22 protein-coding genes and 4 pseudogenes are annotated in these 18,475 nt (G+C 67.7%); 15 read left to right on the forward strand and 11 right to left on the reverse strand.

The features are described from left to right. Window positions 1–8 precede the first annotated feature (8 nt). Both G7085_RS09175 and G7085_RS09180 read left to right on the forward strand, forming a co-directional pair. Window positions 9–1,280 (forward strand): MFS transporter, encoded by a 1,272-nt coding sequence (locus G7085_RS09175; RefSeq protein ID WP_197510725.1) that lies wholly within the window; start codon window positions 9–11, stop codon window positions 1,278–1,280. Continuing rightward, window positions 1,232–1,435 carry a hypothetical protein gene (locus G7085_RS09180; RefSeq protein ID WP_197510726.1) on the forward strand — a complete coding sequence of 68 codons (204 nt, stop codon included), beginning with the start codon at window positions 1,232–1,234 and terminating at the stop codon, window positions 1,433–1,435. The genes G7085_RS09175 and G7085_RS09180 overlap by 49 nt, the downstream gene beginning before the upstream one ends. 222 nt (window positions 1,436–1,657) lie before the next feature. Here the strand turns inward: G7085_RS09180 and G7085_RS09185 are convergent, their stop codons facing one another. The 4 genes from G7085_RS09185 to G7085_RS09200 all read right to left on the reverse strand — a co-directional run bounded on the left by G7085_RS09185 (window position 1,658) and on the right by G7085_RS09200 (window position 4,052). Continuing rightward, window positions 1,658–2,242: a hypothetical protein gene (locus tag G7085_RS09185; protein WP_197510727.1), complete on the reverse strand. Its 585-nt coding sequence runs from the start codon at window positions 2,240–2,242 to the stop codon at window positions 1,658–1,660. A 222-nt stretch (window positions 2,243–2,464) separates the two neighbouring features. Then, entirely contained in the window at window positions 2,465–3,010 is a 546-nt protein-coding gene (locus G7085_RS09190; protein ID WP_197510728.1) for an RNA polymerase sigma factor, read from the reverse strand. A gap of 57 nt (window positions 3,011–3,067) precedes the next feature. Then, the gene (locus tag G7085_RS09195; RefSeq protein ID WP_197510729.1) at window positions 3,068–3,484 is read right to left on the reverse strand and encodes a hypothetical protein; all 417 of its coding nucleotides are present in this window, start codon (window positions 3,482–3,484) and stop codon (window positions 3,068–3,070) included. Between the two features lie 247 nt (window positions 3,485–3,731). Beyond that, a complete protein-coding gene (locus G7085_RS09200) occupies window positions 3,732–4,052 on the reverse strand; it encodes a DUF779 domain-containing protein (protein ID WP_197510730.1) in 321 nt (106 codons plus the stop codon). Here G7085_RS09200 and G7085_RS09205 point away from each other — a divergent pair. Further along, window positions 4,003–5,270 (forward strand): annotated as a pseudogene (locus tag G7085_RS09205) (IS256 family transposase). The gene G7085_RS09200 and the pseudogene G7085_RS09205 sit on opposite strands and share 50 nt — an antisense overlap. 146 nt (window positions 5,271–5,416) lie before the next feature. On the opposite strand, the gene G7085_RS09210 reads toward G7085_RS09205, so the two are convergent. Then, on the reverse strand, window positions 5,417–5,707 hold the full coding sequence (locus tag G7085_RS09210) for a hypothetical protein (RefSeq protein ID WP_197510731.1): 291 nt from the start codon (window positions 5,705–5,707) through the stop codon (window positions 5,417–5,419). Between the two features lie 309 nt (window positions 5,708–6,016). Between G7085_RS09210 and G7085_RS09215 the strand changes: the two genes are divergently transcribed. After that, entirely contained in the window at window positions 6,017–7,060 is a 1,044-nt protein-coding gene (locus G7085_RS09215) for a S41 family peptidase (protein ID WP_197510732.1), read from the forward strand. 910 nt (window positions 7,061–7,970) lie between these two features. Continuing rightward, on the forward strand, window positions 7,971–8,429 hold the full coding sequence (locus tag G7085_RS09220) for a formylglycine-generating enzyme family protein (RefSeq protein WP_331715576.1): 459 nt from the start codon (window positions 7,971–7,973) through the stop codon (window positions 8,427–8,429). A gap of 62 nt (window positions 8,430–8,491) precedes the next feature. Here G7085_RS09220 and G7085_RS09225 read toward each other — a convergent pair whose 3' ends face one another. Continuing rightward, window positions 8,492–8,758 (reverse strand): Txe/YoeB family addiction module toxin, encoded by a 267-nt coding sequence (locus G7085_RS09225; RefSeq protein WP_197510734.1) that lies wholly within the window; start codon window positions 8,756–8,758, stop codon window positions 8,492–8,494. Beyond that, window positions 8,755–8,997 carry a type II toxin-antitoxin system Phd/YefM family antitoxin gene (locus G7085_RS09230; RefSeq protein ID WP_197510735.1) on the reverse strand — a complete coding sequence of 81 codons (243 nt, stop codon included), beginning with the start codon at window positions 8,995–8,997 and terminating at the stop codon, window positions 8,755–8,757. The genes G7085_RS09225 and G7085_RS09230 overlap by 4 nt, the downstream gene beginning before the upstream one ends. Window positions 8,998–9,251: 254 nt before the next feature. Between G7085_RS09230 and G7085_RS09235 the strand changes: the two genes are divergently transcribed. From G7085_RS09235 to G7085_RS09255, 5 genes and pseudogenes are all read left to right on the forward strand, one after another. After that, complete coding sequence (locus tag G7085_RS09235) at window positions 9,252–9,485, forward strand: YlcI/YnfO family protein (RefSeq protein ID WP_197510736.1); 234 nt, start codon at window positions 9,252–9,254, stop codon at window positions 9,483–9,485. Between the two features lie 3 nt (window positions 9,486–9,488). Further along, entirely contained in the window at window positions 9,489–9,803 is a 315-nt protein-coding gene (locus G7085_RS09240) for a type II toxin-antitoxin system PemK/MazF family toxin (protein WP_197510737.1), read from the forward strand. Between the two features lie 157 nt (window positions 9,804–9,960). Further along, on the forward strand, window positions 9,961–10,338 hold the full coding sequence (locus tag G7085_RS09245; RefSeq protein ID WP_197510738.1) for a hypothetical protein: 378 nt from the start codon (window positions 9,961–9,963) through the stop codon (window positions 10,336–10,338). A 94-nt stretch (window positions 10,339–10,432) separates the two neighbouring features. Continuing rightward, on the forward strand, window positions 10,433–10,753 hold the full coding sequence (locus G7085_RS09250; protein ID WP_197510739.1) for a transcriptional regulator: 321 nt from the start codon (window positions 10,433–10,435) through the stop codon (window positions 10,751–10,753). 175 nt (window positions 10,754–10,928) lie between these two features. Beyond that, window positions 10,929–12,154 (forward strand): annotated as a pseudogene (locus tag G7085_RS09255) (IS256 family transposase). On the opposite strand, the gene G7085_RS09260 reads toward G7085_RS09255, so the two are convergent. From G7085_RS09260 to G7085_RS09275, 4 genes and pseudogenes are all read right to left on the reverse strand, one after another. Continuing rightward, window positions 12,114–12,407, reverse strand: coding sequence for a DUF779 domain-containing protein (locus G7085_RS09260; protein WP_197512829.1), 294 nt, complete (start codon window positions 12,405–12,407; stop codon window positions 12,114–12,116). The pseudogene G7085_RS09255 and the gene G7085_RS09260 sit on opposite strands and share 41 nt — an antisense overlap. Before the next feature lie 201 nt (window positions 12,408–12,608). Further along, window positions 12,609–14,061: pseudogene (locus G7085_RS09265) on the reverse strand (aldehyde dehydrogenase family protein); the annotation flags it as partial. 87 nt (window positions 14,062–14,148) lie between these two features. Continuing rightward, window positions 14,149–14,943: a sigma-54-dependent transcriptional regulator family protein gene (locus G7085_RS09270; RefSeq protein WP_197510740.1), complete on the reverse strand. Its 795-nt coding sequence runs from the start codon at window positions 14,941–14,943 to the stop codon at window positions 14,149–14,151. A 322-nt stretch (window positions 14,944–15,265) separates the two neighbouring features. After that, entirely contained in the window at window positions 15,266–15,409 is a 144-nt protein-coding gene (locus tag G7085_RS09275; protein WP_197510741.1) for a hypothetical protein, read from the reverse strand. Between the two features lie 368 nt (window positions 15,410–15,777). On the opposite strand from G7085_RS09275, the pseudogene G7085_RS09280 reads away from it, so the two are divergent. From G7085_RS09280 to G7085_RS09300, 5 genes and pseudogenes are all read left to right on the forward strand, one after another. Continuing rightward, window positions 15,778–16,245: pseudogene (locus tag G7085_RS09280) on the forward strand (substrate-binding domain-containing protein); the annotation flags it as partial. 90 nt (window positions 16,246–16,335) lie between these two features. Further along, window positions 16,336–16,518, forward strand: a complete 183-nt coding sequence (locus G7085_RS09285; RefSeq protein WP_197513061.1) for a hypothetical protein — start codon at window positions 16,336–16,338, stop codon at window positions 16,516–16,518. Between the two features lie 68 nt (window positions 16,519–16,586). Beyond that, the gene (locus tag G7085_RS09290; protein ID WP_331715962.1) at window positions 16,587–17,285 is read left to right on the forward strand and encodes a glycoside hydrolase family 3 N-terminal domain-containing protein; all 699 of its coding nucleotides are present in this window, start codon (window positions 16,587–16,589) and stop codon (window positions 17,283–17,285) included. 3 nt (window positions 17,286–17,288) lie between these two features. After that, the gene (locus G7085_RS09295) at window positions 17,289–18,137 is read left to right on the forward strand and encodes a glycoside hydrolase family 3 protein (RefSeq protein WP_231979365.1); all 849 of its coding nucleotides are present in this window, start codon (window positions 17,289–17,291) and stop codon (window positions 18,135–18,137) included. Then, on the forward strand, window positions 18,134–18,424 hold the full coding sequence (locus tag G7085_RS09300) for a fibronectin type III-like domain-contianing protein (protein ID WP_197512832.1): 291 nt from the start codon (window positions 18,134–18,136) through the stop codon (window positions 18,422–18,424). The genes G7085_RS09295 and G7085_RS09300 overlap by 4 nt, the downstream gene beginning before the upstream one ends. The last annotated feature ends 51 nt before the right edge of the window (window positions 18,425–18,475 follow it).

Below are 18,475 nucleotides of genomic sequence, written 5' to 3' on the forward strand. Positions count from 1 at the left end.
GTTGCTTCGTGCTTTCAGACCAGTCGGCCAGAAGCCGCGCCTTCGCCCACGTCCTGATCAACACCGCCGCCGCGATGCTCGGCACGGCGTTCGCCTGGTACGCCATCACCTTCTGGGCCTACCTCGAGACCCGCTCTGTCCTCACCACCGCGTTCCTCGGCGGCGCCTACATGTTCGGCATGGCGGTCCTCGGCGTCCCCTTCGGCTCGCTGATCGACAGGTTCCGCAAGCACGTCGTGATGACGGCCTCGGCGATCGGCACGACGGCGATGTTCCTGCTGGCCGGCCTCATGTACCTGTTGGTTCCCGCGCGCAGCCTGATCGACCTCGGGCAGCCCTGGTTCTGGATCTTCGCCTGCCTGATCCTCCTGGGCGCACTGCTCGCGATGATCCGCGGCCTTGCGCTGTCGACCTGCGTCACCATGCTCGTCCCGTCCGAGGGGCGGGCCAAGGCCAACGGCATGGTCGGCGCGGTCAACGGCCTGACGATGCTCGTGACGGGCGTGCTCTCCGGCCTTGCCATGGGCCAGCTGGGCCTCGGCCCGGTGCTGCTCATCTCGATCGTCGTGATGCTGGCCTCGATGGTCCACCTGTGGCTCATCCGCATCCCGGAGCCGGAGATCGTCCACGCGGACGGCACCCCGAAGGCCGTCGACTTCAAGGCCGCGTGGGGCGCCGTCATCGCGGTGCCCGGGCTCATCGGCCTGATCGTCTTCTCGACGTTCAACAACTTCCTCGGTGGCGTCTTCATGTCGCTGCTCGACCCCTACGGCCTCGAGCTGATGCCCGTGGAGACATGGGGCATCGTGTTCGGCCTCTCCAGCATCGGCTTCATCGTCGGCGGTGGGCTGATCGCCAGGTTCGGCCTCGGCGCAAGACCGCTGCGCGCCCTCCTGCTCGCAAACCTCGTCATGTGGACGATCGCCGGCCTGTTCACGCTGCGCGACTCGATCGTCCTGCTGGTCGTCGGAATCTTCCTCTACATGGCGGTGGTGCCGTTCATCGAGGCGGCCGAGCAGACGCTGCTGCAGCGGGTGGTCCCGCTGGCGAAGCAGGGCCGCGTGTTCGGTTTCGCCCAGGCCATCGAGGTGTCGGCCGCCCCGATCAGCGCGTTCCTGATCGGCCCCATCGCGGAGTACTGGCTGATCCCTACGCGGAGTCCCCGTCGGGCCACTCGACCTGGGGTTGGCTGCTGGGCGACGGCCACGCCCGCGGCATCGCGCTGGTGTTCGTGCTCGCGAGCCTGGTCGGCTTCCTGGTCACGTGCCTCGCCTTCCTGACCAGGAGCTACCGGACGCTGACCGCGAGTTACAACGCGGGCGACGTGAATGCCGACCTGGCCAACGACGACAGCAAGGACGTCCACGTCGCGGAAGGTCCAGCACCCGACCTCCCGGGCCCGGACGTCCTCGGAAAGGGGTTCAGCGAACACTGAGAGATCCAGCTGCGGCCCACAGGCGACGGACAAACCCACCTACTCCGGCCGGCACTCGGTGGCGCCATCATCGGCGATGACGCACACCTGATGGACCGCATCAGTAATGACAGAGTCGGGATGGCGTCGACCAGACTCCGATGGACGCTGGACTCACGCCTGACCTCCCCTGGGGAGTCAGATACTGTTCGCCAACAACCTGACCACCCGCTGGGTCAAGCTTCATGCGGTGGGTTCCCCTGCATCGCCGATCCCCAGCACCACGACGTCCCTGCCTGCGTCGACAGACTCCTCAGACACCTCGATGCCGGGCAGCGACTTCAGCACACCGAAGAGTGAGGACCGCAGATCGGCGGGAACCAAGCCCGAGCGCAGCACATCTGCCACGTAGACGAACACCTCCGAGTGAGCGTCCTGTCCATGCCCACGAGAGTCTTCGTAGAGCCGCTCCCGCAGTTGGGTCACATCACGCGGGAGAGATGCCAGGAATGCCGGGCTCGGATGCTGCCAGGAGGCCGGCCTCTGGTTAGGGATGATGTCGTTTGTGAACGTGTCGCTGCGGAGCGAGGAGGAGTCGACACACGGTTGCTGGTTGCTCGCGACTTCGGCTGCCGAGCTCACAAACCAGGATGGTGATTCACCAGTAACTGAGACGTATGTGAGGTCGATGGTCTTGTAGGCACATTCGCCTGACTCCTGGTCAGGGTCGGAGTACTCAGCAACCCCCGTTGATGTGGTGCTGATGAGCCAGAACTGGCCGGGCTCGGCCGGAGGATCAACGGCGTTGATTGCGGCCTGGGTCAGCACTTCCTCGGCGCGGGCGGTTGCCCCAGAGCCCCGAGGCTGCCGATTCCGAGCGCGACGACTGTGAGGGTCGCCGCCGCCACCGCGCCCATGCGCCAGCCGAGGGGCGGCGGGAAGGCTTGGGGCCGGGCGGCGGCGCGGCTCAGGATGTCTCGGCGCTGGGCGGGCGTGTAGGCGGGGTGTCGGCGCCCGGGTCTGCGGCGCGGAGCAGGGTGTCGAGGTCGTTCATGACAGGTCTCCTTGAAGCTGAGGGACGACGCGCAGGCTGGGCGCGGCGGAAGGCTCCGCGAGGAGCTTTTGGGCGCGCTGCCGTGCGCGCATGAGGCGGGAGCGCGTTGCGGAGTCGCTGAGGTCGAGCACGACGGCGATCTCCGCCGGGGTGAGCTCCTCCCAGGCGGCGAGCCGCAGGATCTCAGCATCGGTGGGCGCGAGTTGGGCGAGCACGCTCTCGGCCAGCACGCGGCTGGCCGAGTCGGCTCCCGGCGCCGGGCCCGCGGCGACACCGGCGACGGCGTCGCGCACGTTGAGTCGGCGGGCGAGCGACCTCTTCTCGTGGGCGATGACGTGGTGCGCGGTTCGCAACAGCCATGGAAGGGCCGGTTCGGCGACCGCACCGCGGCGTCGCCAGGCGGTGGCGAAGACCTCCGAGACGACATCGTCTGCGGCGTCATGGCCGACCCGCCGGATCGCATAAGCCCGCACCGTCGTGGCGTGGAGGTCGAACAGCGCTTCGAGCCACTCCTGATCGCGACCCGGTGGTTTCTCTCTCATACCCCTTGGTTCCCGCATCCGGACGGTTCGTGGCACCCGAGCCGGGCCCGGTCCGCGTCACTCCTGCGGGATCGACCCGTCGAGGGCCCAGGCGAGGAACTCCTTCAGGTCGCCGGTCTCCCCGTCGCGGCCGCCACGGCCGATCACGAGCGGGGCGAGCGTCGGCTGGAGCTTGACGCCCGTGAACCGCTCCTTCCACCCTCCGGGCACGACGAGCGAGTAATAGTTGCCATCGGTGTCGAGTGCGACGGAATGGTTCGTGCGCAGGTACCAGCCGACCTTGTCGGTCTTGACGAGGTGCCCGTCGAGCGTGCGGGCCTTCAACGGCCTCGGCTTGAGCCCGGCGGCCTCGGCGTCGAGCAGGAACTGGTCGATCAGCACCTGCGCCTTCGCCGCCTCCGCCCGCGCCGACGCCTCAGTCAGCTGGTGGCGGATCAGCGCGGCCTTCTGCCGCTCGGATAGTTCCTCAACCATCCCCGAGCCTACCCAACCGTCTCCCCGCTCCCGCCCTCTCCCTGCCGGACCCTTCCCAAAATCGGCCAGTGGCCAGTTCTGACCGGTCCCGCTCAAAAAACCGGCCACAAACCCCACCCCGGACGACCCTTCTCCCTGCCGGACCCTTCCCAAAATCGACCAGTGGCCAGTTCTGACCGGTCCCGCTCAAAAAACCGGCCACAAACCCCACACCGGACGACCCCACCCCTTGGCGGAGCCGGCGTTCTCAGAGCCGCGGCAGCAGGCCGAAGTGGGCCACCTCCTCGTCGGTCAACATCCGCGACCGGATCAGGAACCGCTGCCCGGTCGGAGCCTCGACGCTGAACCCGGCACCGCGGCCGTGCACCACGTCGATCGTCAGGTGCGTGTTGCGCCAGTACCCGTACTGCGATTCCGACATGTACACCTCGACCGGGACTGTACGTTTTCCGGTGTAACTCCGATGTAGGAGGTACCCGATGAGGATGCAGGTTGAGCCGGTCGCTGAGGCGGTCGTGATGGAGGGTGACGAGGTGACGGCGACGGGAACGGCCCCGCTGGTGGACAAGGATTTGGTGGCGCAGCTCGTGGGCGACGCGCAGCGGCTGGGGCTGTCGGTGGAGGGCGAGGGCGGGTTGCTGGCGCAGCTGACCAAGCTGGTCCTGGAGTCGGCCCTGGAGGGCGAGATGACCGCGCATCTGGGCTACGACAAGCATGAGCGGGTCGAGGGCAGCGACAATGCCCGTAACGGGACGCGGTCGAAGACGGTGCTGACGAAGGCCGGCCCGGTCGAGATCGCTGTGCCTCGGGATCGGGCCGGGTCGTTTGAGCCGGTCGTGGTGGCGAAGCGGCAACGGCGTCTGGGGCGATCGAGGATGTGGTGTTGTCGCTGTCGGCGCGCGGGCTGACGCATGGCGATATCGCGGCGCATCTGGCCGATGTGTATGGCTCTGAGGTGTCGAAGACCACGATTTCGACGATCACTGACAAGGTCCTGGACTCGATGGGCGAGTGGCAGAACCGGCCGCTGGACCCGGTGTATCCGGTGGTGTTCATCGACGCGATCCATGTGAAGGTCCGTGACGGGCAGGTCGCGAACCGGCCGATCTACGTCGCGTTGGCGGTCACTGTCGACGGGAACCGCGACATCCTGGGGTTGTGGGCCGGTGACGGCGGCGAGGGCGCGAAGTACTGGCAGCAGGTGCTGACCGAGATCAAGAACCGTGGCGTGACGGACGTGTTGATGCTGGTGTGTGACGGGCTGAAGGGGCTGCCCGAGTCGGTGGGTAACGTGTGGCCGCAAGCGATCGTGCAGACCTGCGTGGTGCACCTGATCCGCGGGTCGTTCCGTTACGCGGCAAGGCAGGACTGGGACAAGATCGCCCGCGCGCTGCGGCCGATCTACACCGCTGACACCGTCTCGGCGGCCGAGGACCGGTTCCTGGAGTTCACCGAGCAGTGGGGCGCCCGATATCCGGCGATCGTGCGCTTGTGGGAGAACGCGTGGGCCGAGTTCGTTCCGTTCCTGCAGTTCGACAAGGAGATCCGCCGGATCGTGTGTACCACCAACGCGATCGAGTCGGTCAACGCCAGGATCCGCAAGGCCGTCAAGGCCCGTGGGCACTTCCCCAACGAGCAGGCCGCGCTCAAGTGCGTCTACCTCGCTGTGATGGCGCTGGACCCCACCGGGAAGGGCAGAGCCCGTTGGACGCAGCGCTGGAAGGGTGCCCTGAACGCGTTCGAGATCACCTTCGACGGACGGCTCTCCGCCGGCCGCCGATACTGAGAGTCAAACAACCATGAGATACACCGAAAACTTGACAGACCCCCGGCAGTCGAAGGAGGCTAGGTGGTGGTGCGATTCATCCTCGAGCTGATCGTCGGCGTCGCCCTGGTGGCGATCGTCACGGCAGCAGTCATGGTCACGATGTTCTACTTCGGCCCGTGGGCCGATCCGCCTGGGATGGACGAACTGTGGTGGCTGCTCACGACCGCGGCGGTCATGCTCGCGTCTGACCACTTCAGGATGAGCCGGTCACCGTCGAAGGTCTGCAGCCAAGCCAGCGCGTTGCTGTCGCTCATCACGATCTTGTCGCAGCTCGCCATCTGCCTGCCGAAGTCCTGGGACAGGACGCTCCCGAGCCACGCCGCTGCGCCGGGAGCTCCGTCGTGGCCGAACCGCTCACGCAGGACCACGGCAGCATCGTGTGGCTCCCACAGCATCACCAACGAAGTCATGCACCGAACTCAATCACAGTCCGGTAGAGCGCAGGCCTTTCCGCGTAAAGCAGCGGACGTCAAGCACCCATCGCATCCGGACCTCCAGGGGCGACACCGTGCTCGCGACGTCGCCTCAGCTACCGTTTGGGCATGGGCATGGGCCTGGTCGCCAGGAGGAAGTCCGATCTGCTGGGCGAGGTTTGTATGCATTGCCGGTTGACGGTGGCCCCGGGCAGGGGAGCATGAGCGGGTGAGTACCCCACCACCCCAGGTATTCGGCGTCAGCGCATCCGTCGACGTGTGAAGGTCATCGTGGCCACATTCCTCGTCCTGCTTCTGCTGGCGGGTGCCGCGGTCTGGAAGTTTGGTCCGCGTTATGGCGTGTACCTGGTGCCTCCGAGCCCTGCGGCCTATGCCGATGCCGCGCTGGGCATCATGGATGGCGGGTACTACGCGACTGGTGAGAGCTGGCGCACGGCCCGGGCACAGGCCGTCGCGGACACGCGGGACGCGAAGTCCTATGCGGAGACCATCCCGGCGCTGCGCAGGGCGGTGGTCGTCGCGGGCGGTCACCACAGCAAGGTGATGGATTCGGGCAAGGGCCTGGATGAGGCGATGCCGCAACGGCCGTTGCCGACGCTGCGCAGCGCCGGAGGGATCACCACGGTGGTGGTGCCGGAGCAGGCGGTGTCGGACAAGGCCTTCAAACAGACCTACGCGGACACGTTGGCGAACGGGATTGCCTCGTCGCGCACGGCCACGACCTGCGGTTGGATCGTGGACCTGCGCCACAATCATGGCGGTGACATGGGCCCCATGCTCGCAGGACTGTCGGCCTTGTTGCCCGACGGCAACCTCGTGGGCTTCAAGGACCGCTCTGGCACCGTGGTGTGGGAGACCTTGGAGGGCGGCACAGTGTCCCAGGGCGGTCAGGTCTCGATGGCCGTCGCCGATGCCGCGAAGCTCTCCCAGCCGATCGCGGTGCTGCAGGGCCCGGACAATGGCAGTTCGGGGAGGCGACGGTGCTGGCCTTCCGCGGCCTGGGTCATGCGCGCAGCTTCGGTGCGCCGACGGCCGGCTACTCGTCGGCCAACCAGGTCAGGAGCCTGTACGACGGCACCCAGATCCTCATCACCACGGCAGTCGACGTGGACCGTACTGGCAAGACCTGGAACGGCGGTCCGGTACCACCCGAACAGTCCGCCGACGTGGACACTGCCCACAAGACCGCAGCGACCTGGCTCAACACACAGTGCCACCGCTGACCGTGCGTATGTGCTGAGGCGTGGGTCACCCATACCGTCTAGAGGAAGCCCCTGGCGGTCGCGAGGATGCTGTTGGCAAGACACGCGATGAGGAAGCCGCGCCATCCGCCGCGCCGGGACAGGGCACCGTCCCCGCCGCGCCACAGCTCCCGGGCCGCGAACCAGAGGACGCCAGGGTCCGCCCCCGCGCCCGCTCACTGTGATAGCCCGGGTGCCACACCACGCCAGTGACACGCTCACGGTCATCACGGACACCGCCGTCAATGCCGACCTGGATCTCCAGGTGGTACTGGTTCACCGCCGCCTCCAACTCAGCCGCGTTGTCGAAGGCAGCCACCACGACGTCTCGACGCTGCCGCCTCTCCGGGTCGAAGCGGTAGTGATGAATGACCCATCGCCAGATCGTGTCATCCATCGGATCCACCTCGGCCACCCCGCTCACCCCCATGCTTCCGCAACAGTCAATCGATCCAACACACAGGCCCACAGTGGCCCTGGAAGCCCCACCAGTCAACGATCGCCGGGCCAGCGCGGGACCACTACGCGCCCACGCGGCGCGGCCGCGGAAGGTCCCCGCCGCTCTCCGCCATGAGCGCGCGGTAGAAGAGTGCCCAGTGCTGCTGCGCCTCGCGGCAGTACAGGACGTTCATCGGCTACTGCAGCCCGGTTCACGAGGGCGGGGATTCGTTTCACCGTGGCACGTGATTGAGAATTGCGGCCATGGAGATTCGCATGGTCACGGTGCCACCGACGGGCGCCGTTGACGACGTCGTGGTCGATCGTCGCACGGGAGAATCCTGGACGGTCAGGGTGGAACCGTTCGACATCGCGGAGACTGTCGTGACCTGCGAGCAGTGGGACAGGGCCATGGGACAACCGAGTGACCTCTCCCTGTCCGGGCACCCGAAGTCCGGCATCAGCTGGAGGGAGGCGATCACTTTCTGCAACCTGCTCTCCACTCGCGAGGGTTGGATCCGGTTTACGAGGTCTCGAAGAAGATCGTGGCGGAGCCGACCCAGTGGCGACCGCACAGCGAGCCCAGGCTCGATGACTGGGACGTCGTCTGGAACCACCACGCAGACGGGTACCGCCTGCCCAGTGATGCGGAATGGCACGTCGCTTGCCGCGCGGGAACCACGGGTGCCCGGTATGGCGAGTTGGAACACATCGCCTGGTACGCCGACAACTCTGGCGGATCTTCCAGTCCCGTGCGGTTGAAGGAGCCGAACGGCTGGGGTTTGTTCGACATGCTCGGCGGTGTGTGGGAATGGTGCTGGGACCTGTACGACGCGGACGTCTACGGCTCATACCGCATCATTCGTGGTGGCGGGTGGAGCGATGCCGAGTGGAGCTGCCGATCAGGAGTGCGCCGCAAGACCAACCCAGCGGCCTCCTTCGATGACCTTGGCTTCCGGCTGGCTCGCGGTGCCGTCGGTGTCCCACCGGTCAGGCCGAGCTGACGTAGATCCCGGAGATGCCCATGCCCGAGCTCAGGGCGGCATGTCCGGATGTTCGGTGGGGGCTACTCGTAGTGGGTCCACATCCTCAGGATGTGGACGACGTGGCGATCAGGCAGCACCTCATAGACAAGTCGATGCTGGATGTTGATGCGCCGTGAGTAGCAGCCAGCGAGGTCGCCGACCAACTTCTCGTACTTGGGCGGCGTGGTGAACGGGTCCTGGGCCAGAACCTCCAGCAGGTGCCGCGCCTTCGTCTTCAGCCCTGAGGAGGCCAGCTTCCTGGCGTCCTTCTGGGCCTGGCGCGAATACACCAGAGTCCAGGGACTCACCAGTCAAGCTCGGTCGAGCCAGCGTCGACACCCTCGGCGCGGGCGCGACGGATCGACTCGGCCAACCCCGGTACCGACTCAAGGAACAGCGTCTCCTGGATGGCGAGCCAGTCCTCCTCGCCGATAAGCACGGCGTTGCCACGCTGGCCGGTGATGGTCAGCGGCTCGGACTCCTCGTTGACCTGGTCGATCAACCGGTACAGGTTCGCGCGGGCAGACGTTGCGCTTACAGCAGTCATGGGTACCACCTCCACCAAGCAGCGTACGTTATGACGTACGTTCCTGCAAGTATGGACGGAAGAGTCGAAGTCACGCGGCAGCGGCACCGATGCGATTCGGCCTGGCGATACACCTGCCAGACCGGACTTGAACGTCCCAGAAGCGGCAATTGAGGGCGGTCGTGCTCGGGGACACCGAAGCCGAAGGCTACCCTCGCACACCGCGGCATGAGAGTGCATCCCAATATGGGACCCGTGCTGGTATGATCGGTGACATGACCGTACAGATCGCGATCCGACTCCCCGACGACATGGTGGCCTTCCTCGACAAGTCCGTGGCCGCCGGCAACGCTCCCAGCCGAGCAGCACTGGTGGCACGTGCCCTCGAGCGCGAGATGCGCCGTCAGGTTGCCGAGCACGACGCCGCCATCCTGCGCGAGCGGGGCACCACTGACGAGCTCGACGAGCTGGTCAACTGGTCCGTCGCACACACCACCGTCGAGGACTGACCAGTGCGCGAGATCTGCCTGGTGCGGCTCGACAAGACACGACCAGCAGTCGTTCTGACTCGCGAAGCCGCGCGTGCTGCCATGACGAAAGTCACGATCGCGCCGATCACCTCCACGACCAAGGGCCTGTCCAGCGAGGTTCCGGTCGGCCGGGCCAACGGCCTCGACCACGACGGCGTGATCTCACTCGACAACGTCGTCACCGTTCCGAGGAAGCTGCTCGGCCGGACCGTCGGGTTTCTCACCTACGCACAAGAGGCCGAGCTCGCCCGGGCGGTTGTCCTGGCTTACGACCTCGACATCCCGCTGCTCGATTGACGAACCCGAAAAGGTCGCACCGATCACACCGGGCGCGGCATGTCCGGATGCGTTTGGGCTGGCGACTGCGGCAGGTGGCAGCGTCCAAGTTGGTTGACGCAACGACAACCACGCTAGATACTTTCCTCATTGTAAACCAACTCACAGAGAGGCGGCCATGGACGCCCACGAGCAGCCCACGCCTGAAGAGGCCCGGGCCAGCCTCGAGCAGATCACCGCGTCACGCACCGCCGCCGCGACGGCCACCCGGCGGCCCGCGTGGATCGACGCGGGCATCAGCACCGCAGCGGGCGCCACCATCGCCCTCGGCACAGCCGGATACTGGGTGGCCGCGATCGTCGTCCTGGTCGTTGGCTCGCTCGTGTTCGCGGTTGCCCTGCACCGGCAAGCCCGCGGACGAGGGCAGGTGCTCGACCAACGCGCCATCGGTGCTCGCACGCTCAGGTTCGCCCTGCTGTACGCCGTGCTGTTCGTCCTGGGCCAAATCGAAGCACCACCCAACTGGCAACCCTGGTACTCCCTCGGGCGGGACTGATCGCGGCCATGGGCGGATACGCCTGGCTGCGCTCGGAAGAGCGCTACCGCATCCGGCGCCTCATCGCCGGGGACTACGACCGCTACGACCTCATATGAGCTGGGAACCCCCCGTCCCCAGATTCGACGACCTGATCCACGCCCCAACCCGGCTCCGGATCACCGCCGCCCTCGCGACCGCCACCGACCTCGAGTTCAGCGCCCTCGAAGACGCCCTCGAGATCTCGACGTCACTACTCTCCAAGCAACTCAAACTGCTCGCCCAAGCCAACTACCTCACCCTCGAAAAACGCCCCCAACCCTTCGGCAGACCACGAACCTGGATCCGACTCACCCCCGCAGGACGCACCGCCTACCTCGGCCACGTCCAAGCGCTCCGGCAACTCACCGAAACCGAGGGACCGTCTCACGAATAAGCCACCGGGTCGCGGCAGATCCGGATGTTCGGAGCGCCGCCAAGGCGAGTCTGGGGACTGTACGTTTTCCGGTGTAACTCCGATGTAGGAGGTACCCGATGAGGATGCAGGTTGAGCCGGTCGCTGAGGCGGTCGTGATGGAGGGTGACGAGGTGACGGCGACGGGAACGCCCCGCTGGTGGACAAGGATTTGGTGGCGCAGCTCGTGGGCGACGCGCAGCGGCTGGGGCTGTCCGTGGAGGGCGAGGCGGGCTGCTGGCTCAGCTGACCAAGCTGGTCCTGGAGTCGGCCCTGGAGGGCGAGATGACCGCGCATCTGGGCTATGACAAGCACGAGCGGGTCGAGGGCAGCGACAACGCTCGTAACGGGACGCGGTCGAAGACGGTGCTGACGAAGGCCGGCCCGGTCGAGATCGCTGTGCCTCGGGATCGGGCCGGGTCGTTTGAGCCGGTCGTGGTGGCGAAGCGGCAACGGCGTTTGGGGGCGATCGAGGACGTGGTGTTGTCGCTGTCGGCTCGCGGGCTGACGCATGGCGACATCGCGGCGCATCTGGCCGATGTTTATGGCTCTGAGGTGTCGAAGACCACGATTTCGACGATCACTGACAAGGTCCTGGACTCGATGGGCGAGTGGCAGAACCGGCCGCTGGACCCGGTGTATCCGGTGGTGTTCATCGACGCGATTCATGTGAAGGTCCGTGACGGGCAGGTCGCGAACCGGCCGATCTACGTCGCGTTGGCGGTCACTGTCGACGGGAACCGCGACATCCTGGGTTGTGGGCCGGGACGGCGGCGAGGGCGCGAAGTACTGGCAGCAGGTGCTGACCGAGATCAAGAACCGTGGCGTGACGGACGTGTTGATGCTGGTGTGTGACGGGCTGAAGGGGCTGCCCGAGTCGGTGGGTAACGTGTGGCCGCAAGCGATCGTGCAGACCTGTGTGGTGCACCTGATTCGCGGGTCGTTCCGTTACGCGGCAAGGCAGGACTGGGACAAGCTGGCCCGCGCGCTGCGGCCGATCTACACCGCTGACACCGTCTCGGCGGCCGAGGACCGGTTCCTGGAGTTCACCGAAGCATGGGGGCCCGATATCCGGCGATCGTGCGTTTGTGGGAGAACGCGTGGCCGGAGTTCGTTCCGTTCCTGCAGTTCGACAAGGAGATCCGCCGGATCGTGTGTACCACCAACGCGATCGAGTCGGTCAACGCCAGGATCCGCAAGGCCGTCAAGGCCCGTGGGCACTTCCCCAACGAGCAGGCCGCGCTCAAGTGCGTCTACCTCGCTGTGATGGCGCTGGACCCCACCGGGAAGGGCAGAGCCCGTTGGACGCAGCGCTGGAAGGGTGCCCTGAACGCGTTCGAGATCACCTTCGACGGACGGCTCTCCGCCGGCCGCCGATACTGAGAGTCAAACAACCATGAGATACACCGTTAATTTGACAGACCCCCTCGACCGGATCGATGCCCTCGACGGCGAGTGTTTCGAGCAGCACGTCGGAGGAGCCCGTGAGGAACATCCCCACCGGGTAACACATCGGCGAGCTGCCGTCGCAGCAGCCGCCGGACTGGTGGAACATCAGGGGCCCGTGCTGCGCCGCGAGGGTGCGCAGCAGGTCGGCGGCGGCGTCGGTGATCTCGACCCGGCGTGGTTCACTCATGGCCTTCTCCTTTCGGAGGATGCCCCGGTGCCTCCTCGTGGGGGCGGGGAGGCTCCGGGGCCCTCGCTTGGGCGGTGCGGTGAAAGGACCGCGCCGCCGATCAGAAGAACCCCATCGCCCGTCGGCGTAGGAGACGAGGAGGTTCTTGGTCTGCTGGTAGTGCTCGAGCATCTTGAGGTGGTTCTCCCGGCCGATGCCCGACTGCTTGTACCCGCCGAACGCGGCGTGGGCCGGGTACTGGTGGTAGGTGTTGGTCCAGACGCGGCCGGCCTCGATGGAGCGACCCGCACGGTAGGCGGTGTCGCCGCTGCGACTCCAGACGCCCGCCCGAGCCCGTAGAGGGTGTCGTTGGCGATCGCGATCGCGTCGTCGAAGTCGGTGAAGCTGGTCACAGCGAGCACGGGCCCGAAGATCTCCTCCTGGAAGATCCGCATGTCGTTCGTGCCCTCGAACACGGTCGGGGTGATGTAGTAGCCGTCGCTCAGGTCGCCGCCGAGGTCGGCGCGCTCGCCACCGGTCAGGAGCCTTGCGCCCGACTGCCTGCCGATGTCGATGTAGGAGAGGATCTTCTCGAGCTGGTCGTTGGAAGCCTGGGCCCCGATCATGGTGGTCAGGTCGAGCGGGTTGCCCTGGATGATCCGTCCCACCCTCTCGAGGCCGTCGCCGAGGAACCGGTCGTAGATGCTGCGCTGGATGAGCGCGCGGGACGGGCAGGTGCATACCTCACCCTGGTTGAGCGCGAAGAGGGCAAACCCCTCGAGGGCCTTGTCGTAGTAGGAGTCGCCGGTGTCGCGGGCCACGTCCTCGAAGAACACGTTGGGCGATTTGCCGCCGAGCTCGAGGGTCACGGGATCAGGTTCTGCGACGCGTACTGCATGATGAGGCGGCCGGTGGTGGTCTCGCCGGTGAAGGCGATCTTGCGGATCCGCTTGTGCTGCGCGAGTGGGGCACCGGCCTCGATGCCGAAACCGTTGACGATGTTGACCACGCCGGCGGGGAGCAGATCCCCGATGAGCTCGAACAGGAACAGGATCGAGGCGGGGGTCTGCTCCGCCGGCTTGAGCACGACGCAGTTGCCTGCGGCGAGCGCAGGGGCCAGCTTCCACACGGCCATCAGCAGCGGGAAGTTCCAGGGGATGATCTGCCCGACGACGCCGAGCGGCTCGTGGAAGTGGTACGCGACGGTGTGCTCGTCCAGTTGGCTGAGGCCGCCTTCCTGGGCCCGCAGCACGCCTGCGAAGTAGCGGAAGTGGTCGATGGCGAGCGGGATGTCCGCCGCGAGCGTCTCACGGATGGGCTTGCCGTTCTCCCACGTCTCGGCCACGGCGATCGCCTCGAGGTTGTCCTCCATCCGGTCGGCGATCTTGTTCAGGACGTTGGCGCGGTATGCCGCGGAGGTCTTCTTCCACGACTGGAACGCCTGCCACGCGACGTCGACGGCGCGGTCGATGTCCTCCACCGTTCCGCGACCGACCTCGGTGAACGGCTTGCCGTTGACGGGCGACAGGTTCTCGAAGTTGCCGCCCTTGACCGGTTCGACGAACTCGCCTCCGATGTAGTGGCCGTACCTGGCCCGGTAGGTGGCCTTCGCGCCGGGCCGGCCGGGCGCGGCGTACGTGGTCTCGTTGGCTACTGCGTCCTCGGTGAGTGTCATTGCGCGTGTCTCCTTCGACTCGTCGCCCGCGGAGATCCCTTCGTCTCCGGTGACGTGTGGGAGACGCTAGGCCGTCGAAGGTTGCAGCTACGTTGCGTCGAGGCGGTCGATGCGCGCCAACACCCCTGCCCGCCGCGGTGAACGGGCCGGGAGCACGTCCAGCAGCAGCATCAGGGTCTCGCGGTCGAAGGCGCCCTCCTCGGTGTCGGCATAGGCGAGCAGGGTGTCGGGGCTCGCCTCGGCGAGCAGGGCCTCACGCAGAGCGGTGCGGACGGTGTTGCGGAAGGCGATCACCCCGGGAGACTCCGATCCGGGCAGCACCTCGCCCCGGTAGGCGGCCAGAGCGACCCGGTGGGCCCCGCGGTCGAGGAGACCGAGGACGCCATGCGCGTCGGTGGTCAGGTCGCCCACGAGCCGGTAGGGACGCGACGCGAGGTCGATGCGGGTGGTCGCCTTGCGCAGGGTCCTGCGGAGCCGCACGATCTCGGGGCGGAGGGTGGCCGCGTCCGCGCCCTCCCCGTAGACCAGCTCGGCGAGCCGCTCCGCCGAGAGGCCCGCGGGGCTCAGGCGCAGGAGGAGCAGGATCTCGGCGTGCCTGCGGCCGAACTCCACGGCCGTTGCCCCGTCATCTGCCCTCAACTCCAGGGCGGCCCGGCTCCGACCCAGCACCTGGAGCGTGGCCGTGTCCACCCGCTTCCTGCGTGACTGCCGCCGGACGGGCACCTCATGGCGCGCCCGGAGCCGGGCGATGAGCAGCTCGGACTCGACGGCCCGGGCGGTGGCGTCGACGAGCATCTGGGCCTGCGGGGTCGCGGCCTGCGGGCCTCCCGTGATGTCGAGGACGCCGATGACCCGCCTGGTCTCGGGGTCGCGGACCGGCACCGCGGTGCACGACCAGGGGCCACGTTGAGGTTGAAGTGCTCCGACCCGCGGATCTGCACCGTGCGGCCGAGCGCGAGCGCCGTGCCTGGCGCCGACGTGCCGATCGCGGCCTCCGACCAGTTGGCACCCGCGACAAACCCCATGCCTGAGGTTCGGTCTCGGATCTCCCGGTCGCCCTCTACCCACAGGAGCCTGCCCGCGGCGTCACCCACGGCGATGACGATCCCGAGTCGCTCGTGTCGCCGGGAGGAGCAGGCCGCACACCAGGTCCAGCACGGACGCGAGCGGGTGCCCCTGAGGTACTCGTCGAGTTCGTTGCCCGTCAGGTCGACCGGGGCAGGGCGTCGACCCTGATGCCGCCTGCCGACGCCCGGCGCCAGGATTCCGCGACCAGGGCGCGGAGGTCGTTCAGGGCGTCCTGGGAGGGATCGTCTGTGAGCAGTTGGGCACGGGCGCGTTCGATCATCCGTAGCGTCTCAGGCGAGACGACGCTGCGGTGTGACCACGACGTTGACACTCGGAGCCCCATTTCCCCGTGGGTGTTGGCCAAGTTTAGGTCGGACACCGTGCACTTTCCAGGGTCTCCCGACGACCACTCTCGGCACTTACGCTCGCGTTCGCCAAGCGGGAGATCGTCTCGACCACCGTGCAGGTGGGTGGCGACCTCGACGCCACCGTCGAGTCGATCGCCAGGCTCAATCCGCGCGCCGTGCTGCTCGCCTTCCCCGTGACCGGTGAGCTCGGCCAGCGGCTGCTCGCCGAGGGTGAGCGGGTCATCTCACTGGTGGCCGCGTCCCCCTTCACGCTGTCGATCGGCCACCTCCAGGTCGATCACTCGTCGAGGCCGGTCACCGGCGGATCGCGTTCGCCGACGTGGTGGACTCGACCGAGTTCGGCGTGCTCCCCCGCCGCGCGGAGGTGCTTGCCGCCTGCGCATCCAGGGGCCTCCCGGAACCGCTGGCGGCCGAGGTGGCGCGCAACGGTGACGGCGCCCGCGAGACGATCGAGGCCTGGCACCGTGAAGGTGTCACCGCGGTCGCCGCCTACAACGACGAGGTCGCGCTCGCGGTGCTCTACGGCATCCGCGAGGCCGGCCTCTCCTGCCCCGGCGACATCGCCGTGATCGGGTGCGACGACATCCCGGCCGCCTCCGTCGCGTATCCGCCGCTGAGCACCATCTCCATCGACCTCTCCGCGGTCGACTGGGTGGTCGGGTCGGTGCTCCACGTCCTCGGCCTCGCGGAGGCCCCACCCACGGCCGAGGTGCCCCCACTCAGCGCGCGCCGCCGCGCCACCACCTGAGCGACCCACGTCGCAGCAGGGCAGAACCTTCGGAAAAGGTCGATCCATGTTCCCCTCCCACCACGCCCGTCCAAGCAGAAACGTCACGCGATGAAGCTCAACCACGCCGATCTGATCGAACGTCTCACCCTCGAGGAGAAGGCTGCGCTCACCTCCGGGGCCAACTTCTGGAACACCGTGGCCATCGAACGCCTCGGCATCCCGTCGATGATGCTGACCGACGGCCCGCACGGCGTGCGCAAACAGGGCGGGAAGGCCGACCACCTGGGCTGAACAGGTCGCTCCCCGCCACCTGCTTTCCCACCGCCGCGACGCTCGCCAACAGCTGGGACGTCGCGCTGATCGAGGAGGTCGGCGACGCGCTGGGCGCCGAGGCCGCCGCCGAGGACGTCCAGGTGCTGCTCGGCCCGGGCCTGAACATCAAGCGCAGCCCGCTCGGCGGGCGCAACTTCGAGTACCTCTCCGAGGACCCGTTCCTGACGGGGAAGCTCGCGGCGGCCTTCGTGCGCGGCATCCAGGGCCGCGGTGTCGCAGCCTGCCCGAAGCACTTCGCCGTCAACAGCCAGGAGACCCACCGGATGACGGTCGACGAGATCGTCGACCGCCGCGCCCTGCACGAGATCTTCCTGGAGGGCTTCCGCCGCGCTGTCGTTGAGGGGCGGCCCCGCACCATCATGACCTCATACAACCGGGTCAACGGCACCTACGCCCACGAGAACCCCTACCTCCTCACCGACGTGCTGCGCGAGGGCTGGGGCTTCGACGGGATGGTGGTCTCCGACTGGGGCGGCAGCTTCGACCGGGTCGCGGCGACCAGGGCAGGCGCATCCCTCGAGATGCCCTCGACCGACGGCATGACCGACCGCGAGGTCATCGACGCCGTCCGCGCCGGCTCCCTCGACGAGGCGGTGCTCGACGCCCGCGTCGACGAGGTGCTGACGGTGGCGCTGGCGGAGCGGGGTCGGCCCTGCCGCCGCTGTCCCACGACGAGGCCCACGCCCGCGCCGTCGACGCGGCCGCACGGTCGATGGTGCTGCTGAAGAATGCGACCATCCCGGGTCGCGACGGCGACGCCCGCGCGCTCCTGCCGCTCGACGAGCCGGGCCTTCGGGTCGCGGTCATCGGCGACTTCGCCGAGACCCCCGCTATCAGGGCGCGGGCAGTTCCCTGGTCAACCCGACCCGGCTCAGCGCCGCGCTCCCCGAACTGCGGGGCACGGGCCTGCGCATCATCGGCTACGAACCCGGCTACCGCAGGCTCGGTGGCCCTCGGAGAAACTCCGCGACAAGGCCGTGCGGCTCGCCGCCCGGGCCGACGTCGTGGTCGCGTTCATCGGGCTCGACGAGGCGGCCGAGACGGAGGGCCTCGACCGGGCCGACATGCGGCTCCGCGCGAACCAGCTCGACCTGATGCGCGAGCTCACCGCCCTCGACACCCGCATCGTCGTCGTGCTCGTCGGCGGTGCGCCGGTCGAGCTGCCGTTCATCGACGACGTGGACGCGGTGCTGCACGCCTACCTGGGTGGCCAGGGCGGCGGTGAGGCCATCGCCCGCCTGCTCACCGGTCGCCGGAACCCGTCGGGCAGGCTCGCCGAGAGCTATCCGATCCGCGGAGAGGACGCCCCTCCTCCCCTGGTTCGCGCGCGCCGAGGCCACCGCCGAACACCGCGAGTCGATCTTCGTCGGCTACCGCTACTACGACGCGGTCGACAAGCCCGTGCTGTTCCCTTCGGCCACGGCCTCAGCTACACGACGTTCACCTACTCCGACCTCAGCGCCACGCAGGAAGGCCTCACCGTGACGGTGACCAACACCGGCGCCGTCGAGGGTGAGGAGGTGGTGCAGGCCTACGTCTCCGCCCATCGAACGGATTCCGGGCACCCCGCGAGCTGAAGGGCTTCGCGAAGGTCGCCCTCCTCCCCGGCGAATCCAAGGTGGTTCGGGTCACGCTCGACGGGCACGCGTTCGCCTACTACAACGTCGACGTCGACCGCTGGGTCGTCCAGGCCGGCACGCACACGGTCGCCGTCGGGGCGTCGTCCCGCGACCTCCGCCTCACCACGTCGGTCGACGTCTCCGGAGAGGACCTGCCGTTCCCCTATGACGCGACCCGGCTGCCGCACTATTTCTCCGGGGCCGTGAAGGGCGTCGACGGTGCCGAGTTCGAGGCGCTGCTTTGACGGCCCCTCCCCTCCCCGACTGGGACCGCAGGGCGCCCTCGGGACGAACGA

It is taken from the genome of Tessaracoccus coleopterorum (assembly GCF_011174705.1).
Classification (GTDB): Bacteria; Actinomycetota; Actinomycetes; order Propionibacteriales; family Propionibacteriaceae; genus Arachnia; species Arachnia coleopterorum.